The sequence below is a fragment of the Vibrio sp. K4 genome (genome assembly GCF_051122595.1).
Lineage (GTDB): Bacteria > Pseudomonadota > Gammaproteobacteria > Enterobacterales > Vibrionaceae > Vibrio > Vibrio owensii.
In genome coordinates this window covers 3,222,280-3,244,142 of the sequence record NZ_CP178577.1, presented here as the reverse complement: position 1 = coordinate 3,244,142, position 21,863 = coordinate 3,222,280, and the positions used below count along the sequence as shown (strand labels likewise).

At 45.5% G+C, this 21,863-nt stretch carries 19 protein-coding genes; 15 read left to right on the top strand and 4 right to left on the bottom strand.

The genetic code is table 11. The features are described 5' to 3' along the window. Nucleotides 1-181: 181 nt before the first annotated feature. Nucleotides 182-1,090 (bottom strand): DMT family transporter, encoded by a 909-nt coding sequence (locus tag ACLIIY_RS14600; RefSeq protein ID WP_409378834.1) that lies wholly within the window; start codon nucleotides 1,088-1,090, stop codon nucleotides 182-184. A 169-nt stretch (nucleotides 1,091-1,259) separates the two neighbouring features. Between ACLIIY_RS14600 and rmuC the strand changes: the two genes are divergently transcribed. The 7 genes from rmuC to tatC all read left to right on the top strand — a co-directional run bounded on the left by rmuC (nucleotide 1,260) and on the right by tatC (nucleotide 7,448). Continuing rightward, nucleotides 1,260-2,792 carry a DNA recombination protein RmuC gene (gene rmuC / locus ACLIIY_RS14595; protein ID WP_434527817.1) on the top strand — a complete coding sequence of 511 codons (1,533 nt, stop codon included), beginning with the start codon at nucleotides 1,260-1,262 and terminating at the stop codon, nucleotides 2,790-2,792. Between the two features lie 78 nt (nucleotides 2,793-2,870). Continuing rightward, nucleotides 2,871-3,650 (top strand): bifunctional demethylmenaquinone methyltransferase/2-methoxy-6-polyprenyl-1,4-benzoquinol methylase UbiE, encoded by a 780-nt coding sequence (gene ubiE / locus ACLIIY_RS14590; protein WP_434527816.1) that lies wholly within the window; start codon nucleotides 2,871-2,873, stop codon nucleotides 3,648-3,650. 11 nt (nucleotides 3,651-3,661) lie between these two features. After that, nucleotides 3,662-4,297, top strand: coding sequence for a ubiquinone biosynthesis accessory factor UbiJ (locus ACLIIY_RS14585; RefSeq protein ID WP_005448553.1), 636 nt, complete (start codon nucleotides 3,662-3,664; stop codon nucleotides 4,295-4,297). Next, the gene (ubiB, locus tag ACLIIY_RS14580) at nucleotides 4,294-5,928 is read left to right on the top strand and encodes a ubiquinone biosynthesis regulatory protein kinase UbiB (RefSeq protein ID WP_005434553.1); all 1,635 of its coding nucleotides are present in this window, start codon (nucleotides 4,294-4,296) and stop codon (nucleotides 5,926-5,928) included. The genes ACLIIY_RS14585 and ubiB overlap by 4 nt, the downstream gene beginning before the upstream one ends. Nucleotides 5,929-5,976: 48 nt before the next feature. Beyond that, nucleotides 5,977-6,225 (top strand): Sec-independent protein translocase subunit TatA, encoded by a 249-nt coding sequence (gene tatA, locus ACLIIY_RS14575; RefSeq protein WP_005429959.1) that lies wholly within the window; start codon nucleotides 5,977-5,979, stop codon nucleotides 6,223-6,225. A gap of 3 nt (nucleotides 6,226-6,228) precedes the next feature. Continuing rightward, nucleotides 6,229-6,627 carry a Sec-independent protein translocase protein TatB gene (tatB, locus tag ACLIIY_RS14570; RefSeq protein WP_005430029.1) on the top strand — a complete coding sequence of 133 codons (399 nt, stop codon included), beginning with the start codon at nucleotides 6,229-6,231 and terminating at the stop codon, nucleotides 6,625-6,627. Between the two features lie 68 nt (nucleotides 6,628-6,695). Then, complete coding sequence (gene tatC, locus ACLIIY_RS14565; protein WP_208446197.1) at nucleotides 6,696-7,448, top strand: twin-arginine translocase subunit TatC; 753 nt, start codon at nucleotides 6,696-6,698, stop codon at nucleotides 7,446-7,448. Between the two features lie 1,057 nt (nucleotides 7,449-8,505). Here the strand turns inward: tatC and ACLIIY_RS14560 are convergent. Next, a complete protein-coding gene (locus ACLIIY_RS14560) occupies nucleotides 8,506-9,270 on the bottom strand; it encodes a TatD family hydrolase (RefSeq protein WP_434527815.1) in 765 nt (254 codons plus the stop codon). 186 nt (nucleotides 9,271-9,456) lie between these two features. Between ACLIIY_RS14560 and hemB the strand changes: the two genes are divergently transcribed. The 3 genes from hemB to polA all read left to right on the top strand — a co-directional run bounded on the left by hemB (nucleotide 9,457) and on the right by polA (nucleotide 14,491). Further along, nucleotides 9,457-10,518 (top strand): porphobilinogen synthase, encoded by a 1,062-nt coding sequence (hemB, locus tag ACLIIY_RS14555; RefSeq protein ID WP_005448548.1) that lies wholly within the window; start codon nucleotides 9,457-9,459, stop codon nucleotides 10,516-10,518. Nucleotides 10,519-10,643: 125 nt separating this feature from the next. Then, nucleotides 10,644-11,078 (top strand): GNAT family N-acetyltransferase, encoded by a 435-nt coding sequence (locus tag ACLIIY_RS14550; protein ID WP_020195457.1) that lies wholly within the window; start codon nucleotides 10,644-10,646, stop codon nucleotides 11,076-11,078. 620 nt (nucleotides 11,079-11,698) lie between these two features. Then, nucleotides 11,699-14,491, top strand: coding sequence for a DNA polymerase I (polA, locus tag ACLIIY_RS14545; RefSeq protein ID WP_434527814.1), 2,793 nt, complete (start codon nucleotides 11,699-11,701; stop codon nucleotides 14,489-14,491). Between the two features lie 757 nt (nucleotides 14,492-15,248). Here polA and yihA read toward each other — a convergent pair. Then, entirely contained in the window at nucleotides 15,249-15,908 is a 660-nt protein-coding gene (yihA, locus tag ACLIIY_RS14540) for a ribosome biogenesis GTP-binding protein YihA/YsxC (protein WP_009707987.1), read from the bottom strand. Nucleotides 15,909-16,067: 159 nt separating this feature from the next. Between yihA and ACLIIY_RS14535 the strand changes: the two genes are divergently transcribed. From ACLIIY_RS14535 to hemN, 5 genes are all read left to right on the top strand, one after another. After that, entirely contained in the window at nucleotides 16,068-16,685 is a 618-nt protein-coding gene (locus tag ACLIIY_RS14535) for a c-type cytochrome (protein ID WP_005430024.1), read from the top strand. Between the two features lie 792 nt (nucleotides 16,686-17,477). Further along, complete coding sequence (locus ACLIIY_RS14530; RefSeq protein ID WP_434527813.1) at nucleotides 17,478-18,116, top strand: class I SAM-dependent methyltransferase; 639 nt, start codon at nucleotides 17,478-17,480, stop codon at nucleotides 18,114-18,116. Further along, nucleotides 18,116-18,658 carry a Der GTPase-activating protein YihI gene (yihI, locus tag ACLIIY_RS14525; protein WP_434527812.1) on the top strand — a complete coding sequence of 181 codons (543 nt, stop codon included), beginning with the start codon at nucleotides 18,116-18,118 and terminating at the stop codon, nucleotides 18,656-18,658. The genes ACLIIY_RS14530 and yihI overlap by 1 nt, the downstream gene beginning before the upstream one ends. Nucleotides 18,659-18,665: 7 nt before the next feature. Continuing rightward, complete coding sequence (locus ACLIIY_RS14520; RefSeq protein WP_434527811.1) at nucleotides 18,666-19,154, top strand: DUF2489 domain-containing protein; 489 nt, start codon at nucleotides 18,666-18,668, stop codon at nucleotides 19,152-19,154. 185 nt (nucleotides 19,155-19,339) lie between these two features. After that, on the top strand, nucleotides 19,340-20,731 hold the full coding sequence (gene hemN / locus ACLIIY_RS14515; protein WP_039985596.1) for an oxygen-independent coproporphyrinogen III oxidase: 1,392 nt from the start codon (nucleotides 19,340-19,342) through the stop codon (nucleotides 20,729-20,731). 69 nt (nucleotides 20,732-20,800) lie between these two features. Here the strand turns inward: hemN and add are convergent, their stop codons facing one another. After that, a complete protein-coding gene (gene add / locus ACLIIY_RS14510) occupies nucleotides 20,801-21,805 on the bottom strand; it encodes an adenosine deaminase (protein WP_434527810.1) in 1,005 nt (334 codons plus the stop codon). Nucleotides 21,806-21,863: the final 58 nt, after the last annotated feature.

Below are 21,863 nucleotides of genomic sequence, written 5' to 3'. Positions count from 1 at the left end.
CTGAAACGCCCTTGGAATAGTATGGTGAACATCTGACTCAGCGTTCATATCGGGCTTTGGCTATATCGTATCCAAAGCCCGAACAAATCCAAGCAAGGAACACTTCATTAATCGAGTAAACTGTTAGCTAGCTCTCTTTTTTATAAATCGTGTCTCATTTTTGCAATAGTTTCGGACATTATTATTGAGCGGTATTCGTCTGTTTTTGTTTTTTGCCGAACTTCACTTGTTGAATCACCAAGCCGCTGATGATCAGCACTAAGCCAATCAAAGTGGATGGGTGAATCTCTTCACCAATGATGGTCGCAAGCAGCATGAGGGAGATGAATGGTGAAGCGAAAATCAGGTTGCTGATGCGTGCGGTGTTCTCGGTGAGTTTGAGTGCCGTTAGCCACAACACGAAGGTTACGCCCATCTCAAACAGGCCAACATAAGTCACTGCCGCCCAACCTTTCACGGTGATTTGGCTCCAGTCTGCGCCTTCATAAATGCTTAGGCCAATCGCAAACGGAATCGCAACCAGAAAGCCCAATAGCACGCCCACCACAGGATCGGCTTTGTTTTTGGTGTTGAGAATCCAGTAGCTTGCCCAAAGTAATGTTGAAAGTAGTGCTAATCCCACACCAAGCGGACTTTCGAATTCCATTCCTAACACGTTACCTTTGGTGGCAATCACGATGACGCCCAAATAACTAAAACCACAAGCAATCCAGTCTTTATTGCGGATCTTCTGACCCAAGAAAACAGCCGCCATCAAGGTGAGCGTGATCGCCCAACTGTAGTTGATCGCCTGCGCTTGGGAGGCCGGCAATAAGTCGTATGCTTTAAACAAGATGAGGTAGTACGCCAGTGGGTTAATCAATCCGAGCAGCAAGTAGTACCAAGGATTGGCAAGAAACGTTGAGCTGAGCTGATTCAGCTTGCCCTGCACGCCACATACCACGATAAGTGCTATGGCCGAGACAATACTCGCCATGGTCAGCATCTGAATCGGTGAGAATTCCGCCAAAGTCAATTTAAATGCGGTCGCTACTGTTGACCAAAGTAATACCGCTGATAGCCCAAATCCTAGGGCGCGACGCTCGTTCATGATGCCTCTGTGTGATGATGTACCGCTCATCGCTGTTGGTTTGAGCAGGTGTGAGTATGTTGTACGGAGCGCCTAGTGTATGCGAGGATTTTTCATCCAACAAACTGGACATTTATCCAGTATGTAAATACCATTATTAAAGATAAAAAACACAGGCTAACTCGCTATTATGCAATGGATTCTTGAGCATCAATCTCTCATTCTGTCTTCTCTTTTTACCGCGACCATCAGCGGTGTTGCAGTGGGTTGGTGGGTTAAACAATGCTTTGCCACGCAAACTCAATTGCTCGAACAACAGCTCTCCTCTGAAAAACAGCTTCATCAACAACAACTTGAACAAGTTAAGCAAAGCCTCGCCGAAGCACGGCAAGAATTGGATGAGCTTGATGACGAGCGCGATAAAGCGGCATTCGAGGTGCGCCAAACTCACGGTAAATTGATGGCGGCGATGGAAAAACTGCGCTATTTCGAAGCAGTGAAGCAAGAGCGTCAGCAGTATTTTGATGAGCTAGGGCAGATGCGAGAGCACAAATCGCGTCTTGAAACCCAACTTGGTGAGCAACAAGCACGCCACGAGCAAATCAATCAAGCTAATGCCGAAAAGCTGCAAATTCTTGAGCAAGCAGAAGTGCGTTTGAAGCAGCAATTTGAACACCTAGCGAATCAATTGTTTGAAGAGAAAACCGCCAAAGTCGATATGCAAAACCGTCAGAGCTTGGAAGGTTTGCTGTCTCCACTTAAAGAGCAGCTGGAAGGGTTCAAAAAACAAGTTAACGACAGTTTTAGCCAAGAAGCCAAAGAGCGTCACACCTTGGTGCATGAGTTGAAGAACCTGCAACGCTTGAACGAGCACATGACCCGAGAAGCGGTCAATCTGACTCAAGCTTTGAAAGGTGACAACAAGCAACAGGGCAACTGGGGTGAAGTGGTGCTGGCTCGTGTATTGGCAGAATCTGGTTTGCGTGAAGGGCACGAGTACCAAACTCAGGTGAGCTTGCAAAACGAAGCGGGCAAACGCTATCAACCTGATGTGATTGTTCACTTACCGCAAAACAAGCAAGTGGTGGTCGATTCGAAAATGGCGCTGGTGGCTTACGAGCGCTACTTCAACGCAGAGAACGACATTCAACGAGAGCAGGCGCTGAGCGATCACCTAGCCGCGCTGCGCGCCCACATCAAAGGCTTGAGCCTTAAGGATTACCACCAGTTAAAAGGCATCCAGAGCTTAGATTATGTGTTGATGTTTATTCCGGTGGAGCCTGCATTCCAAGTTGCGATTCAAGCCGACCCAAGCTTGGTTAAAGATGCGATGGAACAAAACATTATTTTGGTCAGCCCTACCACTTTGCTGGTGGCGCTACGTACGATAGATAATTTGTGGCGTAACGAGCGTCAAAACGAAAACGCCCAATTGATCGCGGAACGTGCGGCGAAGCTGTACGACAAACTACGCTTGTTCATTGATGACATGGAAGGGCTGGGCGGCGCATTAGATAAAGCCAACCAAACGTACCAAGGGGCGATGAATAAACTGGCAACAGGGCGTGGCAACGTGATTCGTCAGGCGGAAAGCTTCAAGCAACTAGGAGTGGAAGTAAAACGTCCAATCTCGCCAGATCTCGCCCAGTTGGCGCAGACAGAGTCATTTTCGGAAAATGCTTCTTTAGTAGAAAGACATCCGGCTGAGGATAAAGTAAACTAATCGCCCGCAGTACAGTGGGCGACCCTATTTGTTATCAACCGCCCCGTAGTGAGAAAGTGCTGCCCAAGAGGAATCAGAATGACGGACACAAGTGTGCAATCAAATACAGCGTTAGATAACGACACTACCCACTTTGGTTTTACCACAGTGGCAAAAGACGAAAAAGTGACCAAAGTTGCCGAAGTTTTCCACTCAGTGGCAGCAAAATACGACATCATGAATGACTTGATGTCAGGTGGCGTTCATCGCCTTTGGAAGCGTTTTACTATTGATTGCAGTGGCGCTCGTCCGGGACAACGTGTTCTTGACCTAGGTGGTGGTACTGGCGACCTGACGGCGAAGTTTTCGCGCATTGTTGGCGACCAAGGTCACGTGATCCTAGCGGACATCAACAACTCAATGCTAAATGTCGGTCGTGACAAACTGCGCGACAACGGCATTGTGGGTAACGTGCATTACGTTCAAGCGAACGCAGAAGAACTGCCATTCCCAGATGATTACTTCGACGTGATCACGATTAGCTTCTGTCTACGTAACGTCACCGATAAAGACAAAGCGCTGCGCTCTATGTTCCGCGTATTGAAGCCAGGTGGTCGTTTGTTGGTGCTTGAGTTCTCAAAACCAATCCTAGACCCACTATCAAGAGTGTACGACGCGTACTCATTCCACCTATTGCCAAAAATGGGTGAACTAGTGGCGAATGACGCAGACAGCTACCGTTACCTAGCAGAATCTATCCGCATGCACCCAGATCAAGACACGCTGGAAGGCATGATGAAAGAAGCGGGCTTCGAAAACACCAAATACTACAACCTAACGGGCGGTATTGTGGCGCTGCACCGCGGCTACAAATTCTAAGGATAAGCGGTATGCCATTTGAACCTCTTATCACTGCCGTTATTGAAACGACACTAAATACGCTGATTAAAGACGATCCTGAATTGGGTCGTCGTTTGTCACGTCTTAAAGGTCAGGTGATTCAAATTCATCTGAAAGAAATCAATAAGACACTGACGTTCATCTTCAGCCAGCAAATCGATGTTTTGGGCAACTACGAAGGTCAGCCAGATTGTTATCTGTCACTGAATCTAAGCGTCCTGCCTGAGTTGCGCGATCAAGCCAACATCACTCGCCTTATCAAGCAAGACAAACTTGAGCTTGAAGGTGACATTCAATTGGCACAGAAATTCTCTCAATTGATGGTGGATTGCAAACCTGATATCGAAGAGTGGCTGTCTCGCGTGACGGGTGATGTTGTGGCACATACTTTTGTGCAAGGCACCAAAAACGTCGGCGGTTTCTTTGCTTCTCAAGCAGAAAAACACCAGCGCCATCTTGCTCAAGTGGTAACAGAAGAGTGGAAACTGGCGCCAGCACCGCTAGAAATTGCCCACTTCTGTGACCAAGTGGATGACGTTCGTAGCCAAGCCTCTCGCGTTGAAGCGCGCCTAAACGCATTACTAAACAAATTCGACTCGGATAAGCCTGCGCTGGAGAACTCATGACGCCAGCAGAAATAAAGCGCTTATACCACATCATTAAAGTTCAGCTGGAATACGGCTTGGATGAGTTGTTGCCCGATCATCAACTGACCAAAGCGCCGCTTTTGATGCGCAAAAGCCTATTCTGGATGAAGAACAAGCACCCAGAAAAACCGCTGGGTGAACGCCTTCGTCTCGCTCTACAAGAACTTGGTCCAGTTTGGATTAAGTTCGGTCAGATGATGTCGACTCGCCGTGACCTTTTCCCACCGCATATCGCTGATCCTCTTGCACTTTTGCAAGACCAAGTTGCGCCATTTGATGGGCAGTTAGCGAAAGAACAAATGGAACTCGCTCTGGGCGGTCCATTAGAAAACTGGTTTACTGAATTTGATATCAAACCGTTAGCGTCTGCGTCGATTGCTCAGGTGCATACGGCGCGATTAAAAGACACTAACCAAGAAGTGGTATTAAAGGTCATCCGTCCAGATATTCGTCCGGTCATTGATTCAGATCTAAAACTGATGCACCGAATGGCGCGTATAGTCGCCGGAGCGATGCCTGAAGCACGTCGTTTGAAACCAGTTGAAGTAGTTCGCGAGTACGAAAAAACCTTACTTGATGAACTCGATTTGCGTCGTGAAGCGGCGAATGCGATTCAACTGCGTCGCAACTTCGAAGGCAGTGAAGAGCTTTACGTACCAGAAGTTTTTCCTGACTTTAGTAATGAAACTGTCATGGTTTCTGAGCGAATATATGGCATCCAAGTCTCTGATATTGAAGGCTTGGAAGCGAATGGCACCAATATGAAATTGCTCGCGGAACGCGGTGTGAGTGTGTTCTTCACTCAGGTGTTCCGAGACAGCTTTTTCCATGCCGACATGCACCCGGGCAACGTGTTCGTTAAACCGGAGCATCCAGAGAATCCGATGTGGATTGGGCTGGATTGCGGGATCGTTGGTACACTTAATAGTGAAGACAAACGCTATCTGGCGGAAAACTTCCTCGCTTTCTTCAATCGTGACTACCGCCGCGTAGCGGAATTGCACGTTGATTCGGGGTGGGTACCTGCCGATACCAATGTCGATGAATTTGAATTTGCGATTCGCATTGTGTGTGAGCCAATCTTTGCTAAACCACTGTGTGAAATCTCTTTTGGCCACGTATTGTTGAACCTGTTCAACACTGCGCGTCGATTCAATATGGAAGTGCAGCCGCAGCTTGTATTGCTACAAAAAACGCTGTTGTACGTCGAAGGACTGGGTCGCCAGTTGTACCCGCAACTTGATTTGTGGGAGACCGCGAAACCGTTCCTTGAAGAATGGATGATGAACCAAGTCGGTCCACAAGCTTTAGTGAATGCCATTAAAGACCGTGCGCCGTTTTGGGCAGAGAAGTTACCGGAACTGCCGGAGCTGCTTTACGATAGCCTTAAACAAGGTAAAGCCATGAATCAACGCATGGATCAGCTTTATCAAGGTTACCGTCACAGCAAGCGTCAGCAGGCGACAGGAAAGTTTTTATTTGGCGTTGGAGCCACTTTAGTCGTATGCTCGGCAATATTGGTGGATAACGCTTATGAGCAGCTATCGATCGCTAGCGGTATCGCAGGGGTCACATTTTGGTTGCTTAGTTGGCGAGCTTATCGTCGATAGACGTTAAACTCTTGAAATAATTTTGTTTAAAGACCCGAGGTAAAAAGAATGGGTGGTATCAGTGTTTGGCAACTTCTAATCATTGCTGTAATTGTTGTATTGCTATTCGGAACTAAGAAACTACGCGGTATCGGTGGCGATCTGGGTGGTGCCGTTAAGGGCTTCAAAAAAGCAATGAGCGAAGATGAGCCTGCGAAGAAAGACGACAAAGACGCAGACTTCGAGCCAAAAAGCCTAGAAGAGCAGCAAAAGAAAGAAGCAGCTCCTGAATCGAAAAAAGACAAAGAGCAGGCGTAAAACGTGTTTGATATCGGTTTTTGGGAACTGGTATTAATATCTGTTGTTGGTCTGGTTGTTCTTGGTCCAGAGCGTTTGCCACATGCCATCCGCAGTGTCTCTCGTTTTGTCGGAGCAGCGAAGAGTATGGCAAATAGCGTCAAAGACGAGTTGTCACACGAGCTGAAAGTTCAAGAACTGCAAGAAAACTTGCGCAAAGCTGAGCAAATGGGGATGGATGATCTGTCTCCTGAGCTGAAGTCTTCGGTCGAAGAGTTGAAGAAAGCGGCGCAATCTGTAAACCGCCCTTACGCGGAACCAACCAAATCAGAAGCGGAGCCTAAACAAGAGGCACCTGCGACTGAAACCGTTGAGAAAGCGGAAGAGATTAAGGTTACAGCGGCAGATAAGAAAGCCGAATAGTCTCATTAGGAGGAGCTACTAGTGATTGGTAGCTCCTTTTTGATCAGGTTTTAAAAAAGAGGTTTGCCATGTCTACCGTCGAGCAGACACAACCTTTAATTAGTCATTTATTAGAACTTCGCAACCGACTGCTTAAAGCCATTGCTGCAGTATTGGTGGTGTTTGTTGGACTAATTTACTTCTCTAACCACATTTATGAGTTTGTTTCAGCGCCTTTGGTAGAACGCCTACCTGAAGGTGCAACGATGATCGCAACTGATGTGGCTTCACCGTTTTTCACGCCTTTGAAGCTAACCTTGATTGCTTCGGTGTTTATTGCGGTGCCGTTTATCTTGTACCAAGTATGGGCCTTTGTAGCGCCAGGTTTGTATAAGCATGAACGTCGATTGATCATGCCATTGCTGTTCTCTAGCTCATTGTTGTTCTACTGCGGTGTGGCGTTTGCTTACTTCGTGGTATTCCCACTGGTGTTTGGCTTCTTTACCGCTATCTCTCTTGGTGGGGTAGAGTTCGCAACCGACATCTCAAGTTACCTCGACTTTGTACTGGCGCTGTTTATGGCGTTTGGTATTGCGTTTGAAGTACCTGTGGCGATCATCTTGCTATGTTGGACCGGCGCGACCACACCACAAGATCTGAAAGAGAAGCGTCCATACATCATCGTGTGTGCGTTTATTGTCGGTATGTTACTCACGCCGCCGGATATGATCTCGCAAACTCTACTGGCAATCCCGATGTGTTTGCTGTTTGAGGTGGGTTTGTTCTTCGCTCGTTTCTACACACGTAAAGATGAAGAAGAAGAGACGGAAGCTGAAGAGTAACCTTTGCTTCGTACTATAGAAAAGCGGCTTTGTTGTAGCCGCTTTTTTTGTATTTTCAAAACCTAGCCAAGTTATCTCACGCGCTTTATGTATCCGCATCGTGAGCAAACATACACCTCTTTAATCCTCAATAATTTCTCCCAAAGCCTGCGTTGACGACGTTGTAAGTAACCCCCATGTTTGCACATACATATCCCTATTTTTATTGTTGTTTATTTGGGAAACTTTATGTGATGTTAGTTCCAATGTTAAATGGGGCTTCTATATGCGATTCAGTAGGTTATCTACCAAATCAATACGGTCACATTTAACAGAATAAAGTTCCAATTAGTTGGGGTGGAAGTGTGGTGCACGTTTTAAACGAGTTTAAAGGTTGTTAGGTGGAGTGAGTTTGACTGTGTAACGACTTGTAATTATTGAAGGTGTGAGATAGCGGGAAAGGCGACCCATGAAGAGCCGCCTTATTGCGGTTGGATTGGACTGAGCCAATTATCTCAGCTTAAGGACATGCCCACATTTAGAGCAGACATATACTTCCTTAATGCCTAAGATTTTTTCTAGAAAAGTTCGTTGCCGACGTTTTAGGTAGATTCCATGTTCACACATTATATGACTTCCATATTCATTTTTATGAGTATGCGTGAGCAAGTATAGGTAAAGATTTTGTCTTGTTTACGAGACTGAGGAATTTGTTAAGACTCTCTCTTAACGTATGCGATATTCATTATATTTTTGTGTAAGTGTCTTGTTTGTCACTAATTTACATAACAATTCTGAACCATTGTCTCGTTGTTACTTCACTTTAATGATATATCCGCATTTAGTGCACACGTAGAGCTCTTTGATGCCCATAAGCTTTTGCAGTAGGGTGCGTTTTTGACGTTTTAAGTAAATACCATGTTGGCAAGTATTCATTGATTGCCCACCTTGTCGAATGTGTGGGCAATATTTTAAGAAGGGCAGGAGTTACATCTCAATAGCACGTTATTTATACTTTCAAATATAATGCTATGAAATATAAGAGAATGTTTGATTGTAACTTATATAAGTGCAGATCTTAGTCTAAGTTAAACAGCGCTTCTGCGTTTTTGGTCGTCAGAGCGTCAATCGCTTCAAGGCTTTCCTCGCGCAGTTCGGCCACTCGCGCCGCCACTAGAGAAGTGTAAGCTGGTTCGTTACGTTTCCCACGATGCGGTACTGGCGCAAGGTAAGGGCAATCTGTTTCTAGAATCACCCAATTCATGTCCAGATGTGGGATAACCTTATCCATACCACCATTTTTAAATGTTGATACGCCGCCTAGGCCTAAGTGGAAGCCTAGCTCATTGATTGCTTGTGCTTCTTCTACGCTGCCACCAAAACAGTGGAATACACCACGCAAGTTGCCGTCTTGTTCTTGACGAAGTAAAGTCAGCGTTTCTTCAATTGAGTCACGTGTGTGGATAACGACAGGTAAATTCATCTCTTTCGCCCAGTTTAACTGAGTCACAAACGCCATCTCTTGTTCTGCGCGGAAAGTTTTATCCCAGTACAGATCGATACCGATTTCACCCACTGCAATGAAGTTATGCTTTTCAAACCAGCCGCGGATGATTTCCAGTGTTTGCTCGACATTGCCATCGACATAACACGGATGCAGACCCATCATCGAACGACAAACCTCAGGATAAGCCGCCTCGGTTTTTAGCATCGGCTCAATAGACTCAAGAGCGATGTTCGGCAGCAGGATTCTATCAATGCCTTGTTCTAAAGCGCGCTTCACTACCTCGTCGCGGTCATTATCAAATTCGCTAGCGTAAATATGAGCGTGAGTATCGATCATGGTTGGTCTCTATGGTTCATCGGTGTATGGAATTAGTGAGAAGTATACTTGAGTGTGAGTGCGGGGTCATTTTCGGTTTTTTTCATGCCGTTTTTCCATATTGCTGCTCGCAAGGTGCATCAAGAGTGATATGATTTTGCCACCAGATGATTTGATCATCGTAACCTTCCAGACAAGGAGAAAGTGGTGTCTGTATCAATTCAAGGTCCATTCCCTGCACGCCGTATGCGTCGTATGCGTAAGCACGATTTTAGTCGTCGTCTGATGGCTGAAAACCAAGTTTCAGTAAACGATTTGATTTACCCAATGTTCATTCTGATGGGTAAAGATCGTCGTGAAAGTGTTGAATCGATGCCGGGTGTAGAACGTTTGTCGATTGATTTAATGCTAGAAGAAGCACAATACCTAGCAAACCTAGGCGTACCAGCAATCGCGCTTTTCCCTGTCGTAAACCAAGACGCTAAAAGCTTATGTGCTGCTGAAGCATACAACCCAGAAGGTTTGGTTCAGCGCGCAGTGCGTGCATTAAAAGAGCACGTGCCTCAAATCGGTGTGATCACAGATGTGGCACTCGACCCGTTCACTACTCACGGCCAAGACGGCATCATCGATGAAGATGGCTACGTGATGAATGATGAGACAACCGAAGTTCTCGTAAAACAAGCGCTTTCTCACGCAGAAGCAGGCGCTGACGTGGTTGCACCATCAGACATGATGGATGGTCGTATCGGTAAAATCCGTGAAGCACTAGAAGAAGCGGGTCACATCCATACTCAAATCATGGCTTACTCTGCGAAGTACGCATCAAACTACTACGGTCCATTCCGTGATGCAGTTGGTTCATCAGCGAACCTAAAAGGTGGCAACAAGAAAAACTACCAAATGGACCCTGCGAACACGGATGAAGCGCTACATGAAGTGGCTCTTGATATCAATGAAGGCGCGGACATGGTGATGGTTAAACCAGGTATGCCTTACCTTGATGTGGTTCGCCGTGTTAAGACTGAGCTTCAAGTTCCAACGTTCGCTTACCAAGTTTCTGGTGAGTACGCGATGCATAAAGCAGCCATCATGAATGGTTGGCTAAAAGAGCGCGAGACCGTGATGGAATCTCTGCTTTGCTTCAAACGTGCAGGCGCGGATGGCATCCTGACTTACTTCGCGAAAGATGTCGCAGAGTGGTTAGCGGAAGAAAACGCACAAGCTGCAGAGCACCTAGTAAAGACTCAAGAAGCGACAGACGAGTAATTATCGCTTAATGAGAAAAGCCAGACCGACAATTGTTGTCGGTCTGAATATACCCAAGTAACCTCAAGACGGAATACACACGGCTTGAAGTTACTTGGGTATATTTATTTCTGGAGAGTAAGACAATGACAATGCTGATTCGTGAAGGCACGCTGGAAGAAGCGATCCAAGTGGTGGCTCGTGTTACTGAGTTTGCACGTGGTGAGACGGTTGAATCGATGGCGGAGCGCCTTGGAGAGAATAAGAGTCTAATCTTAGTGGCTGAGAAAGCTGGGGCGATCCTTGGTTTTAAAATTGGCTACGAATTAGATGATTACACCTTCTACAGCTGGTTTGGTGGCGTGGCCCCAGAAGCGCGCAATGAAGGTGTGGCGCAGATGTTATTGGAAGCACAAGAAGATTGGGTCGCTGAGCAAGGCTACAAAACGTTAAAAGTGAAATCTCGTAACCAATTTCCAGCCATGCTTCGCTTGTTGCTAAGAAATGAGTACATCATTGAAAAATTTGAAGAAAAACCGAACCTACGTGAGTCTCGTGTGCACTTCATTAAGGCACTATAAAAAATAAATGAGATTTTTTCTCATTTAGGTGTTGACTGTTAAATGAGAATCATTATTATTAAACCCGTCTTAGGGAATGAGGAAAGTTCACAAGGACGTTGAATTGCTAATTAACTGCGGTTTATTAACTGAGTGTTGAGAAGGTAATGAAACATTTTCCCCAGAACTTGCACGAATTCTTTTTGACACGACATTGCTCACATTGCTTCCAGTGTAATTTATAGCTTCTTGGTAAAGCTGCCATACAAATGGAAATAGCTTCACCACTTCTGCTAGGCGACCCAATTGGGTCGCTTTTTTCTTTTCTGAGATTTCTAATTGACGCCTCTCTTGGCAACTTTTCCACATGTCATGATCATTTCAGGATCGTTGATCTTCTCACCTGTTGGTATTTATTTTCTTTAGTAACAGTATCTTATGTTTGTTGTTTGAAGGTTTTATTTCCGTTGGATAACCAGTGGATAATTTCTATAAACAGAGTTATCCACAAGAAGGTAAAAATTTCGTGAATAACATCGGAAAATTTCCGCGACCTCGATCGAGCGAACAAGATAGATTCGGATCAGCAGTCATGGCATTCTAAGCAGATCTATTAAGTACTGATTTGGATACAGACAATTATGGCAAGTATTCCTGAAAATCCGTTGATTCTGATCGACGGCTCTTCTTACCTATATCGCGCTTTTCACGCTTACCCAGGCACGATGAGTAACGGTGAAATTCCAACTAACGCAGTTTACGGTGTAGTGAACATGTTACGCAGCATGATGCGTCAGTTTGCTTCTGATCGTATCGCAGTGGTTTTCGATGCGAAGGGTAAAACCTTCCGTGACGATATGTACCCGGAATACAAAGCGAATCGTCCACCAATGCCGGACGATCTTCGTTGCCAGATTGAACCTCTGCATAACGTTATTCGTGCGATGGGTCTGCCATTGATCTGTATTCCAGGCGTAGAAGCTGATGACGTGATTGGTACTCTGGCTTATCAAGCATCGCAACAAGGCATGCCTGTTTTGATCAGTACTGGCGATAAAGATATGGCGCAGTTGGTGGATGATAACGTTACGTTGATCAACACCATGACCAACGTCGTGATGGATCGTGAAGGTGTGGTTGAGAAGTTTGGTATCCCACCAGAATTGATCATCGACTACCTAGCGTTGATGGGCGATAAAGTCGATAACATTCCTGGCGTTCCGGGTGTGGGTGATAAAACGGCAACGGCTTTGCTACAAGGCATTGGCGGCCTGACAAAGCTGTATGAAAACCTCGACGATATCGCAGCGCTTGGCTTCCGTGGTTCAAAAACCATGGCTAAGAAGCTAGTCGACAACAAAGACAACGCAATGCTGTCTTACGAGCTAGCGACCATCAAGCTGGATGTGGAACTGGAAGAGACGCCAGAGTCATTGCTAAAAGCAGAACCAAGCACAGATGAGCTGATCAAACTGTACGGTCAGTTGACGTTTAAGTCTTGGTTGAACGAGCTATTAGAAGGCGGCACAGGTGTAGTTGAAGCGGATGAATCAACTGGCGCAGCGCGTGGAGGTTCTGCTTCATCTAAAGCAGATATGGACACCTCAGCAGTAAAAATCGACCGTAGCCAATACGAAACCATCCTAGATGAAACTTCATTTAATGCTTGGTTAGACAAACTAAAAGCGTCTGAATTATTTGCGTTTGATACCGAAACTGACAGCCTAGATTACATGGTGGCAAACTTGGTTGGTTTGTCATTTGCAACTGATGAAGGCATTGCGGCGTATGTACCAGTGGCTCATGACTACCTAGATGCGCCTCAGCAGCTGGATCGTGATTGGGTGCTAGAACAGCTTAAACCGATTCTTGAAGATGATGCTCAGGCTAAAGTCGGTCAAAACCTAAAATACGATGCGTCTGTGCTGGCTCGCTACGGTATCGAGATGAAAGGCATCAAGCACGACACCATGTTAGCGTCTTACGTGTACAACAGTGTAGGCGGCAAGCACGATATGGACAGCTTGGCACTGCGCTTCCTACAGCACAGCTGCATTTCATTCGAGCAAATCGCAGGTAAAGGTAAAAACCAACTGACCTTCAACCAAATCGAACTGGATGAAGCTTCACCATATGCTGCAGAAGATGCAGACGTGACACTTCGTCTACATAACCGTTTGTTTGCCAACATCGAACAAGATGAAAAGCTAAAAACTGTATATGAAGAAATCGAAATGCCACTTGTGCCAGTGCTGTCTCGCATTGAACGTACTGGTGTATTGATTGATGACATGAAGCTTAGCGCACAATCGGTAGAGATTGCCGCACGTCTGGACGAGCTTGAGCAGAAAGCCTATGAGATTGCAGAACAAGAGTTCAACATGAACTCACCGAAGCAACTGCAAGCGCTTCTGTTTGAAAAAATGGGTCTACCAGTTATCAAGAAGACGCCATCAGGCACACCTTCTACTAATGAAGAAGTGCTGCAAGAGCTGGCTCTGGATTACCCACTACCAAAACTGATTTTGGAATACCGTGGCCTGGCGAAGCTAAAATCAACGTACACCGACAAACTACCTAAGATGATCAACCCATCAACGGGTCGTGTGCATACTTCTTACCACCAAGCGGTGACCGCAACGGGTCGTTTATCTTCAACCGATCCTAACTTGCAGAACATCCCAATTCGTAATGAAGAAGGTCGTCGTATTCGTCAGGCATTCGTTGCCCCTACGGGTTACAAGATTCTGGCAGTCGACTACTCTCAAATTGAATTACGTATTATGGCACACCTATCAGGTGACCAAGCGCTGCTTGATGCGTTCAGAGACGGCAAAGATATCCACGCGGCAACCGCAGCAGAAATCATGGGCGTTTCTATCGAAGACGTTTCAAGTGAGCAACGTCGACGTGCGAAAGCGGTTAACTTCGGTCTAATCTACGGCATGAGTGCGTTTGGTTTGGCGAAGCAACTGGGTATTCCTCGTGGTGAAGCACAAGCCTACATGGACAAGTACTTCGAGCGCTACCCTGGCGTGATGCAGTACATGGAAGACACGCGCAGTGCGGCTTCAGAGCAAGGCTTCGTCGAGACTATCTTTGGTCGTCGTCTACATCTTCCTGAAATTCAATCTCGTAACGGCATGCGTCGTAAAGCGGCAGAGCGTGCAGCGATCAACGCACCGATGCAAGGCACCGCTGCGGACATCATCAAGAAAGCGATGTTGTTAGTTGATCAGTGGATTCAAGAAGAAGGCAACGGTCGAGTGAAACTTCTGATGCAAGTACACGATGAACTGGTGTTTGAAGTTGAAGAGTCGTCTTTATCCGAAATTGAAAGTAAAGTACAGAATTTGATGGAATCTGCAGCAGAACTGAAAGTGCCTCTAGTGGCGGAAGCGGGTCACGGTGACAACTGGGATCAAGCACACTAGTCATTTTTAAGCCAATTTAGCCTATTTAGTATGAGCCAGCGCACAAACGCTGGCTTTTTTGTGTCATTAAAAAAGCAAATCACATCTGAGATTTAATGTAGCTTAATAAAACTTTCATGAAAAAAAACTACAAAAGTTCTTTGCAAATCTGACCAATTGTTGTACATTATCTCTCGTAGGGTACAGAGGTAAGATGTTCTATCTTTCAGACCTTTTGTTTCACGTTATTGGATTAGGCTGATTCAGCCGCCCCAGTCAGTTTTTGACTGGGGCGTTTTTTATTGGGCGAAAGAAAATTTTTCTTTTGGATCAGTAAGTTAAACTAAACCCTCAAAAATCTTCTCTTTTGACCTCTCTAAGTCACTGCAAAATCTCGATTTTTCCTTCAAATTTATTGCGTTATTCATCCTGTAAATTTACGCCAGTCACACTATTATTTTTTCTTGAAAGAAACTAAGTTACTTCTTTTTGATGCCTTATTTAACTTAACTATCTGAATATTAAAACTATTGAGAGATGTGGGAGTAACTATTTGTCGGCGGGCAGGAAATAAGATTGCTTTTTAACCTATTGAAATCGAATCTCAGTTCAGTAATGCTTCGCCACATAACAATAATTACCAATTTTTCTCTCCCGTTATCCCTGCCAGGAAGGTGGGGATTTTTATTGCCTGAAATTCACGGTTTTGGATGACGAATAAACAAAAGCCCCACCAAAAGGCAGGGCTGTGTCGAAAAAATTTAACAAATTTTGTTAATTATTCTTCGCCGCTCTCGTGAGCATCTTGCTCGTCTTCTTCAAGCAAGTGCGCAAATGCTGGTGCAAACCACGTGTCGAGTTTGGCACGTAGCTGATCTACGCCTAGGCCTTTTAGTGAAGAGAACACATCAACCGATACGTCACCACCAAAAGTTTCTACTTGTTTGCGGATTTTCAGTAGCGTTTGTTTGCGAGCACCGCTTTTCAGTTTGTCTGCTTTAGTCAGAAGAACTTGAACAGGGATGCGGCTGTCGATCGCCCAGAAAATCATTTGCTGGTCGAGATCTTTCATTGGGTGACGGATATCCATCAGAACCACCAAGCCTTTTAAGCACTCGCGTTTCTGTAGGTATTCACCTAATGATTTTTGCCATTTGTTCTTCATCTCAATCGGTACTTGAGCGAAGCCGTATCCTGGCAAATCGACAATGTGACAACCTTCTTCCACTTTGAAAAGGTTGATCAATTGAGTGCGACCAGGGGTCTTTGATGTCTTCGCTAAGCTTTTTTGGTTAGTAAGACGGTTAAGTGCACTCGATTTACCAGCGTTTGAGCGTCCTGCAAACGCAATTTCGACACCTTCGTCCTCAGGTAAGTGACGAATATCGGGTGCGCTGGTGATGAAATGCGTGTTTTGGTAATGAATTTTTACGCTCACTGTTAACTCCATCTCGACTTTGTGTAGTCGATTGATTACTTTTTTGTGAAATTGTGTAAAATAACCGTGCTCGGCATAAGGTCGCCTATTGTACCATGAGTGTACGCGGTATGTTCACATTCCGTGGTACTGGAAGCTTGATAATTATAATGGAATGTCATGAAGAAATTAGCGCTAATTTTGAGTCTTTTAGCCAGTTGCTCAGTATGGGCCCAAGGTAATATTGAAGCTGGTAAAGCAAAATCACAAACTTGTGTCGCCTGTCACGGAGCGGACGGTAACAGTGCAATCGCAATGTACCCGAAACTTGCAGGCCAACACGCTAAGTATCTTGAGAAGCAGTTAAAAGATCTAAAACTAGGTATGACTAGTGGTGGTAAACAAGGTCGTTACGACCCTGTAATGAGTGGTATGGCAATGCCACTGAGCGATGAAGATATCGCTGATCTGTCTGCATACTACGCCTCTCTACCAATCTCAGAGAGCTCAACACCAGAAGACGTTGTTGAGAAAGGTAAAGTACTGTACACCGCTGGTGATGCAGAGCGCGGTCTAACCGCATGTATCGCATGTCACGGTCCTCGTGGTAACGGCACAGAGCTTTCAGGTTTCCCTAAAATTTCTGGTCAGCACTCTGACTACATCAAAGCTCAGCTAGAGAAGTTCCGTGATGGTAACCGTGGTAACGACATGAATGCCATGATGCGTGACATCGCGAAGAAAATGACAGACGAAGACATCGAAGTTCTGTCGAAATACGTTGGCGGTCTGCACTAAACCCCTACAAAGCTCGAGCACAGTTACACAACGATGCCCTAGCGTTTTCGCTAGGGCATTTTTGTTAGTGACCTTACTTAATCACGGTCTTGTTTTCTTAATACCTGTTTATTAGTGATATCAATCACACATGGTTTTTGGGTATGAAGAGATAGTTAGCTCGGTGCTTTGTGAGACATTTGCCATACTTGGTCGATACTATTTCTCTCTTTTGTTTTTAAGTTATTGATAAAAATAGTTAATTATTTTTGGAGAAAAAATCCTATCAATAATTTCTTTCAATGACTTGTTGGTTTTTATCCAATCCGTAAAGTAGAAGCTGTTCACAAGGAGTGAATCACAGGAATTTAGACCATGGATATAAGGTCTCCAAGGACGCAAACGAAGGACGTTTGGTAGTCGGAAAAGGGACTTAGATAGGCAAGGAGCCTATCAGATATGGATGGTCATCTAGTCTAACGGTTAAGACAGCGAAACGGATCAGGCTTCAGGAAGTAGCTCAGTAAACAGGAAGTGAAAGGATAGCCAAAACTCATCAGGACGATGAAGAACAACACTTTTTGGCAGGGAAAGCTCGAAAAACAAAAGGATTCTTGGTGCACCAGATGTGTGCAACACAGTTTCGCCACTTATTGGTGGCATTCAGAAAGCGACAGTCTCACTGTCGCTTTTTTTATATTCATTTTTGCCAATCAAAGTTTTTTAACAAAAACTGCTGAAAAAGTATCCAACAACACTCCAATCTGTGTTCACTTTCTGGTATGTTTCGCATCCCTGTTTGAGGAAGTCAGCATGCACACCTGTCCTTTATGCCAGAATCAGCGCACTCACCACTTTTATGAAGACAAGCGACGCGAGTATCTTCAGTGTGAGCAGTGCAGTTTGGTATTCGTCAATCCAGACCAACGTTTGGATGCGGAAACTGAAAAAGCTCACTATGATCTGCATGAGAACAATCCCGAAGATGTGGGATATCGACATTTTTTGTCGCGGATTGCTGACCCAATCGCAGAGCGAATTTCACCACAATCGAACGGAATCGACTTTGGTTGTGGTCCAGGCCCAACGCTTTCATTAATGTTAGAAGAGGCGGGGCACAACATGGCGTTGTATGATCTTTACTATCACCCTGATACATCGGTGCTAGAAAGGCAGTATGACTTCATGACAGCAACAGAGGTGATCGAACACCTCTACCACCCTGATATGGTGTGGAAGCAATGGTTGAATTTAGTTAAGCCAGGTGGCTGGATAGGCCTGATGACGAAAATGGTCATCGATGTTGAAGCCTTTCAATCATGGCACTACAAGAACGATCCAACTCATGTGGTGTTCTTTAGCCGTGAAACGTTCCAGTTCCTAGCTGAGCGGGATAAGCTCGAACTCGAATTTATTGGTAATGATGTAATTTTACTGAGGAAAGCCCAGTAATGAGCCGTAGTAAAAAATCTAGAAAGCCAGGTGCCGCTGGCGCACCTGAGTTTGTTGTAACTCGTAACCGTACAGAATCTGACGTTCAAGGCCGTCTGCGCAAGCGCGCTAAAAAGCGTAAAGGCTTGAAGACCGGTAACCGTAACTCAGAAGTAAACGAACAGAAGAAGCAATCTGCTGCACAAAATCGCGATCCGCGTTTGGGTAGTAAGAAGAAGATTCCTCTGATCGTTGAGCCTGTGAAGAAGCAAACGAAGCAAGAGCGTCGTCTATCAGCTGCACAAGAGCTAGAGATGCTAGAAAACGATGCGCAATTGAACGTGTTGTTGGATCGCATTGAAGCGGGTGAGAACCTAGGCACAGGTCTACAAAAATACGTAGATGAGAAGCTAGATCGTATCGAAAAACTGATGGACCAACTGGGTCTGCTTGAGCCTGAAGAAGAGGAAGACTTTACCGCTCTTGCTGCTAAAGGTACTCGTAACGACGATGACCTGCTAGCAGACTTCGATGACATCAACTTCGACGATTACAAAGGATAAGTAACTCATGAACGTAACCTTATTAGCGATTGCAGGTGCAGTGATCATTATCGCGCTGGCTTCTTATGCAGGTTACCTTCTGCTTCAATTGAAAAAGCAAAAGGAATTGCAGCTGAAGCACAAAAAATTGGCGATCGATAAACGTAACGCCAACATTTTTGAGAACGTGCATACCTTATGTCAGGCAGGTATCCAAGGTCAGTGTGATTTGTCTGAAATCAGTATCCGTGTTTACAACATCATGGACTATGTTCAGGGTGAAGACCGTGTTGATTTTGATAAAACATACCCTGCGATTTCTGAGCTGTATCATGTTGTGAAAGATATGGCGCGCGGTGAAGACCGTCAGAACCTTGCTAAGAAAGAGCGTATGCAACAAAACTTAGATCGCCATAAAGCGGAGCAGCGCTTGACGGATTCGATCATAGAAGAACTCAAAGTGTTGCAAAAAAACGTCCAGCCACTGAATAACCAAATCAATATTCAGATGATCTAATTCGTACCCCTGATGGTTTCCTTATCACCATTGGGGGTATCGTGATCACGCTAGCACTTCTTTGGTTTTATACTTAAAAAGCCGCCAACGGCTACCGTAGTTGCCATCGTCGTATGGCAAAATAGCGGTTTCTGAATATCGGGTGGCGATATACGTCTCCCTAGCATTTAACGGAAAGTACCACCATGTCGAATCAACATACTGAATCGAAACAGCAAATCGTCTGGGATCAAGCGGTGTTGGATAAGTACAACTACTCTGGTCCGCGCTACACGTCGTACCCGACTGCGCTGGAATTTCATGAAGCGTTTACCATCTCGGACTACGATATGGCATGCACTCATTACCCAGAACGCCCGCTATCTCTGTACGTTCACATTCCGTTCTGTCATAAGCTTTGCTACTACTGTGGCTGTAATAAAGTCATTACTCGCCATTCGCACAAAGCAGACGAATACCTAGATGTGCTTGAGCACGAGATTCGCCAACGCGCTTCGTTGTTGGGTGAGCGCACCGTGACTCAATTGCATTTTGGTGGTGGTACACCAACTTTCCTATCTGAAAAACAAATCACACGAGTGATGGACTTGCTACGCCAAGAGTTCACCTTTAGTGCGGATGCGGAAATCAGTATTGAAGTTGACCCTCGAGAAATCGAGCTCACTATGCTGGATCACCTTCGTGGTGAAGGCTTCAACCGTCTGAGCATTGGTGTGCAGGACTTCAACAAAGAAGTTCAGCAGCTTGTGAACCGTGAGCAAGATGAAGAATTTATCTTTGCCATGGTAGCTCGTGCGAAAGAGCTTGGCTTCCGCTCGACTAACCTTGATTTGATTTACGGCTTACCGAAACAAACTAAGGCGTCTTTTGCGAAAACATTAGAACAAGTGCTAGAAATGCAACCGGGTCGTTTGTCTGTTTTTAACTACGCACACATGCCGCAATTGTTCGCTGCGCAGCGTAAGATTAAAGACGATGATTTGCCAAAAGCGGAAGAGAAGATGGCGATTCTGCAAGACACCATCGCAACGCTAACAGGCGCTGGTTACCAGTTCATCGGTATGGACCACTTTGCGATGCCAGATGATGAGCTTGCTGTGGCTCAGCGTGAAGGTATTTTGCATCGCAACTTCCAAGGTTACACGACGCAAGGTGAATGTGACTTGGTTGGTTTTGGTGTCTCTGCGATTTCAATGATTGGTGATGCGTACGCGCAAAACCAAAAAGAGTTGAAGAAGTACTACGCGCAAGTGAATGAATCTCGCCATGCATTGTGGAAAGGCGTATCACTGGATGCGGATGACCTATTGCGTCGCGAAGTGATCAAACAGCTTATCTGTAACTTCAAGTTGGACAAGAAGGCCATTGAGTCTGAGTTTAGCGTGCAGTTCGATCAATACTTCAAAGAAGACTTAGGTCTACTGCAAACCTTCATCAATGATCAGTTGGTAGAAGTGGATGACAGCGAAATTCGCGTTACCCTGCGTGGCCGCCTTCTGATTCGCAACATATGTATGTGCTTCGATAAGTACCTACGTGCGAAAGCGCGTCAGCAGCAATTTTCTCGCGTTATCTAATCTCTAAACAGATTTCGAATACAAAAAATGCCAGCAGATGCTGGCATTTTTTTATGTCTTTCGCAGCAATTAAATGCGATCTTTCACTTTTTCTTTCAGCTCAGTTTTCTCTGCATCTGATAGGAAAGCGATATCTAGACCGTTGATTTGCGCTTGGCGAATCTGTTCTTGAGTAAGGCCTGCTGCTGGTGCAGCTACTTCGTATTCGTAAGGCAGTTCAATACCTTCCACTGCTGGATCGTCCGTGTTCAGACACGCAAGTACACCGTGATCTAGGAACAGCTTCAGTGGGTGGTTTGCCAATGACTCAACCGTGCTGGTTTGGAAGTTAGACGTTAGGCACGATTCAATACCAATGCGATTTTCTGCAAGGTAGTCCATCAGTTTAGGGTCGTGAATTGCTTTCACGCCGTGACCGATACGCGTCGCACCTAGCTCTTGAATCGCTTGCCACATGCTTTCTGCACCCGCAGCTTCACCTGCGTGGACAGTCACATTCAGACCTGCGTCGCGCACTTGCTTGAAGTGAGAAACAAAACGATCACCCGGTTGGCCAAGCTCATCACCAGCTAGGTCAACAGCGACTATGTGGTCTTTTTGGCTAAGGATTGCATCCAGCTCTTGTTGGCAAGCATCAGTACCGAAAGTACGGCTCATGATACCGATTAGGTTTGCTTTGATACCGAAGTCGCGCATACCCGCTTGCACGCCATCAACCACGGCTTCCACAACGCCAGCCACCGGCAGTTTATGTTTCATTGCCATGTAGTAAGGAGAGAAGCGAAGTTCGGCGTAGTCGATTTGCGCGTTCAGTGCGTCTTCTACGTTTTCGTAAGCAACGCGGCGACATGCGTCTAGATCGCCCAGTACCGCCACACCCCAATCAAGCTTAGAAAGGAAGGCTACAAGAGATGGCTCAGCTTCAACAATTTGAACGTGTGGTGTTAGCGATTCGATATCGTAAGCAGGCAGAGCAATACCAAATTGCTGACCAAGCTCAAGAATAGTCTTGGTACGAATGTTACCGTCAAGGTGACGGTGCAAATCAGTTAGGGGAAGATTCTTAGTTATCATTATGTCGATCCGGGTTGTTTGTTGTGAACAGGAACTCAGCCCAAACATTATCAATGAC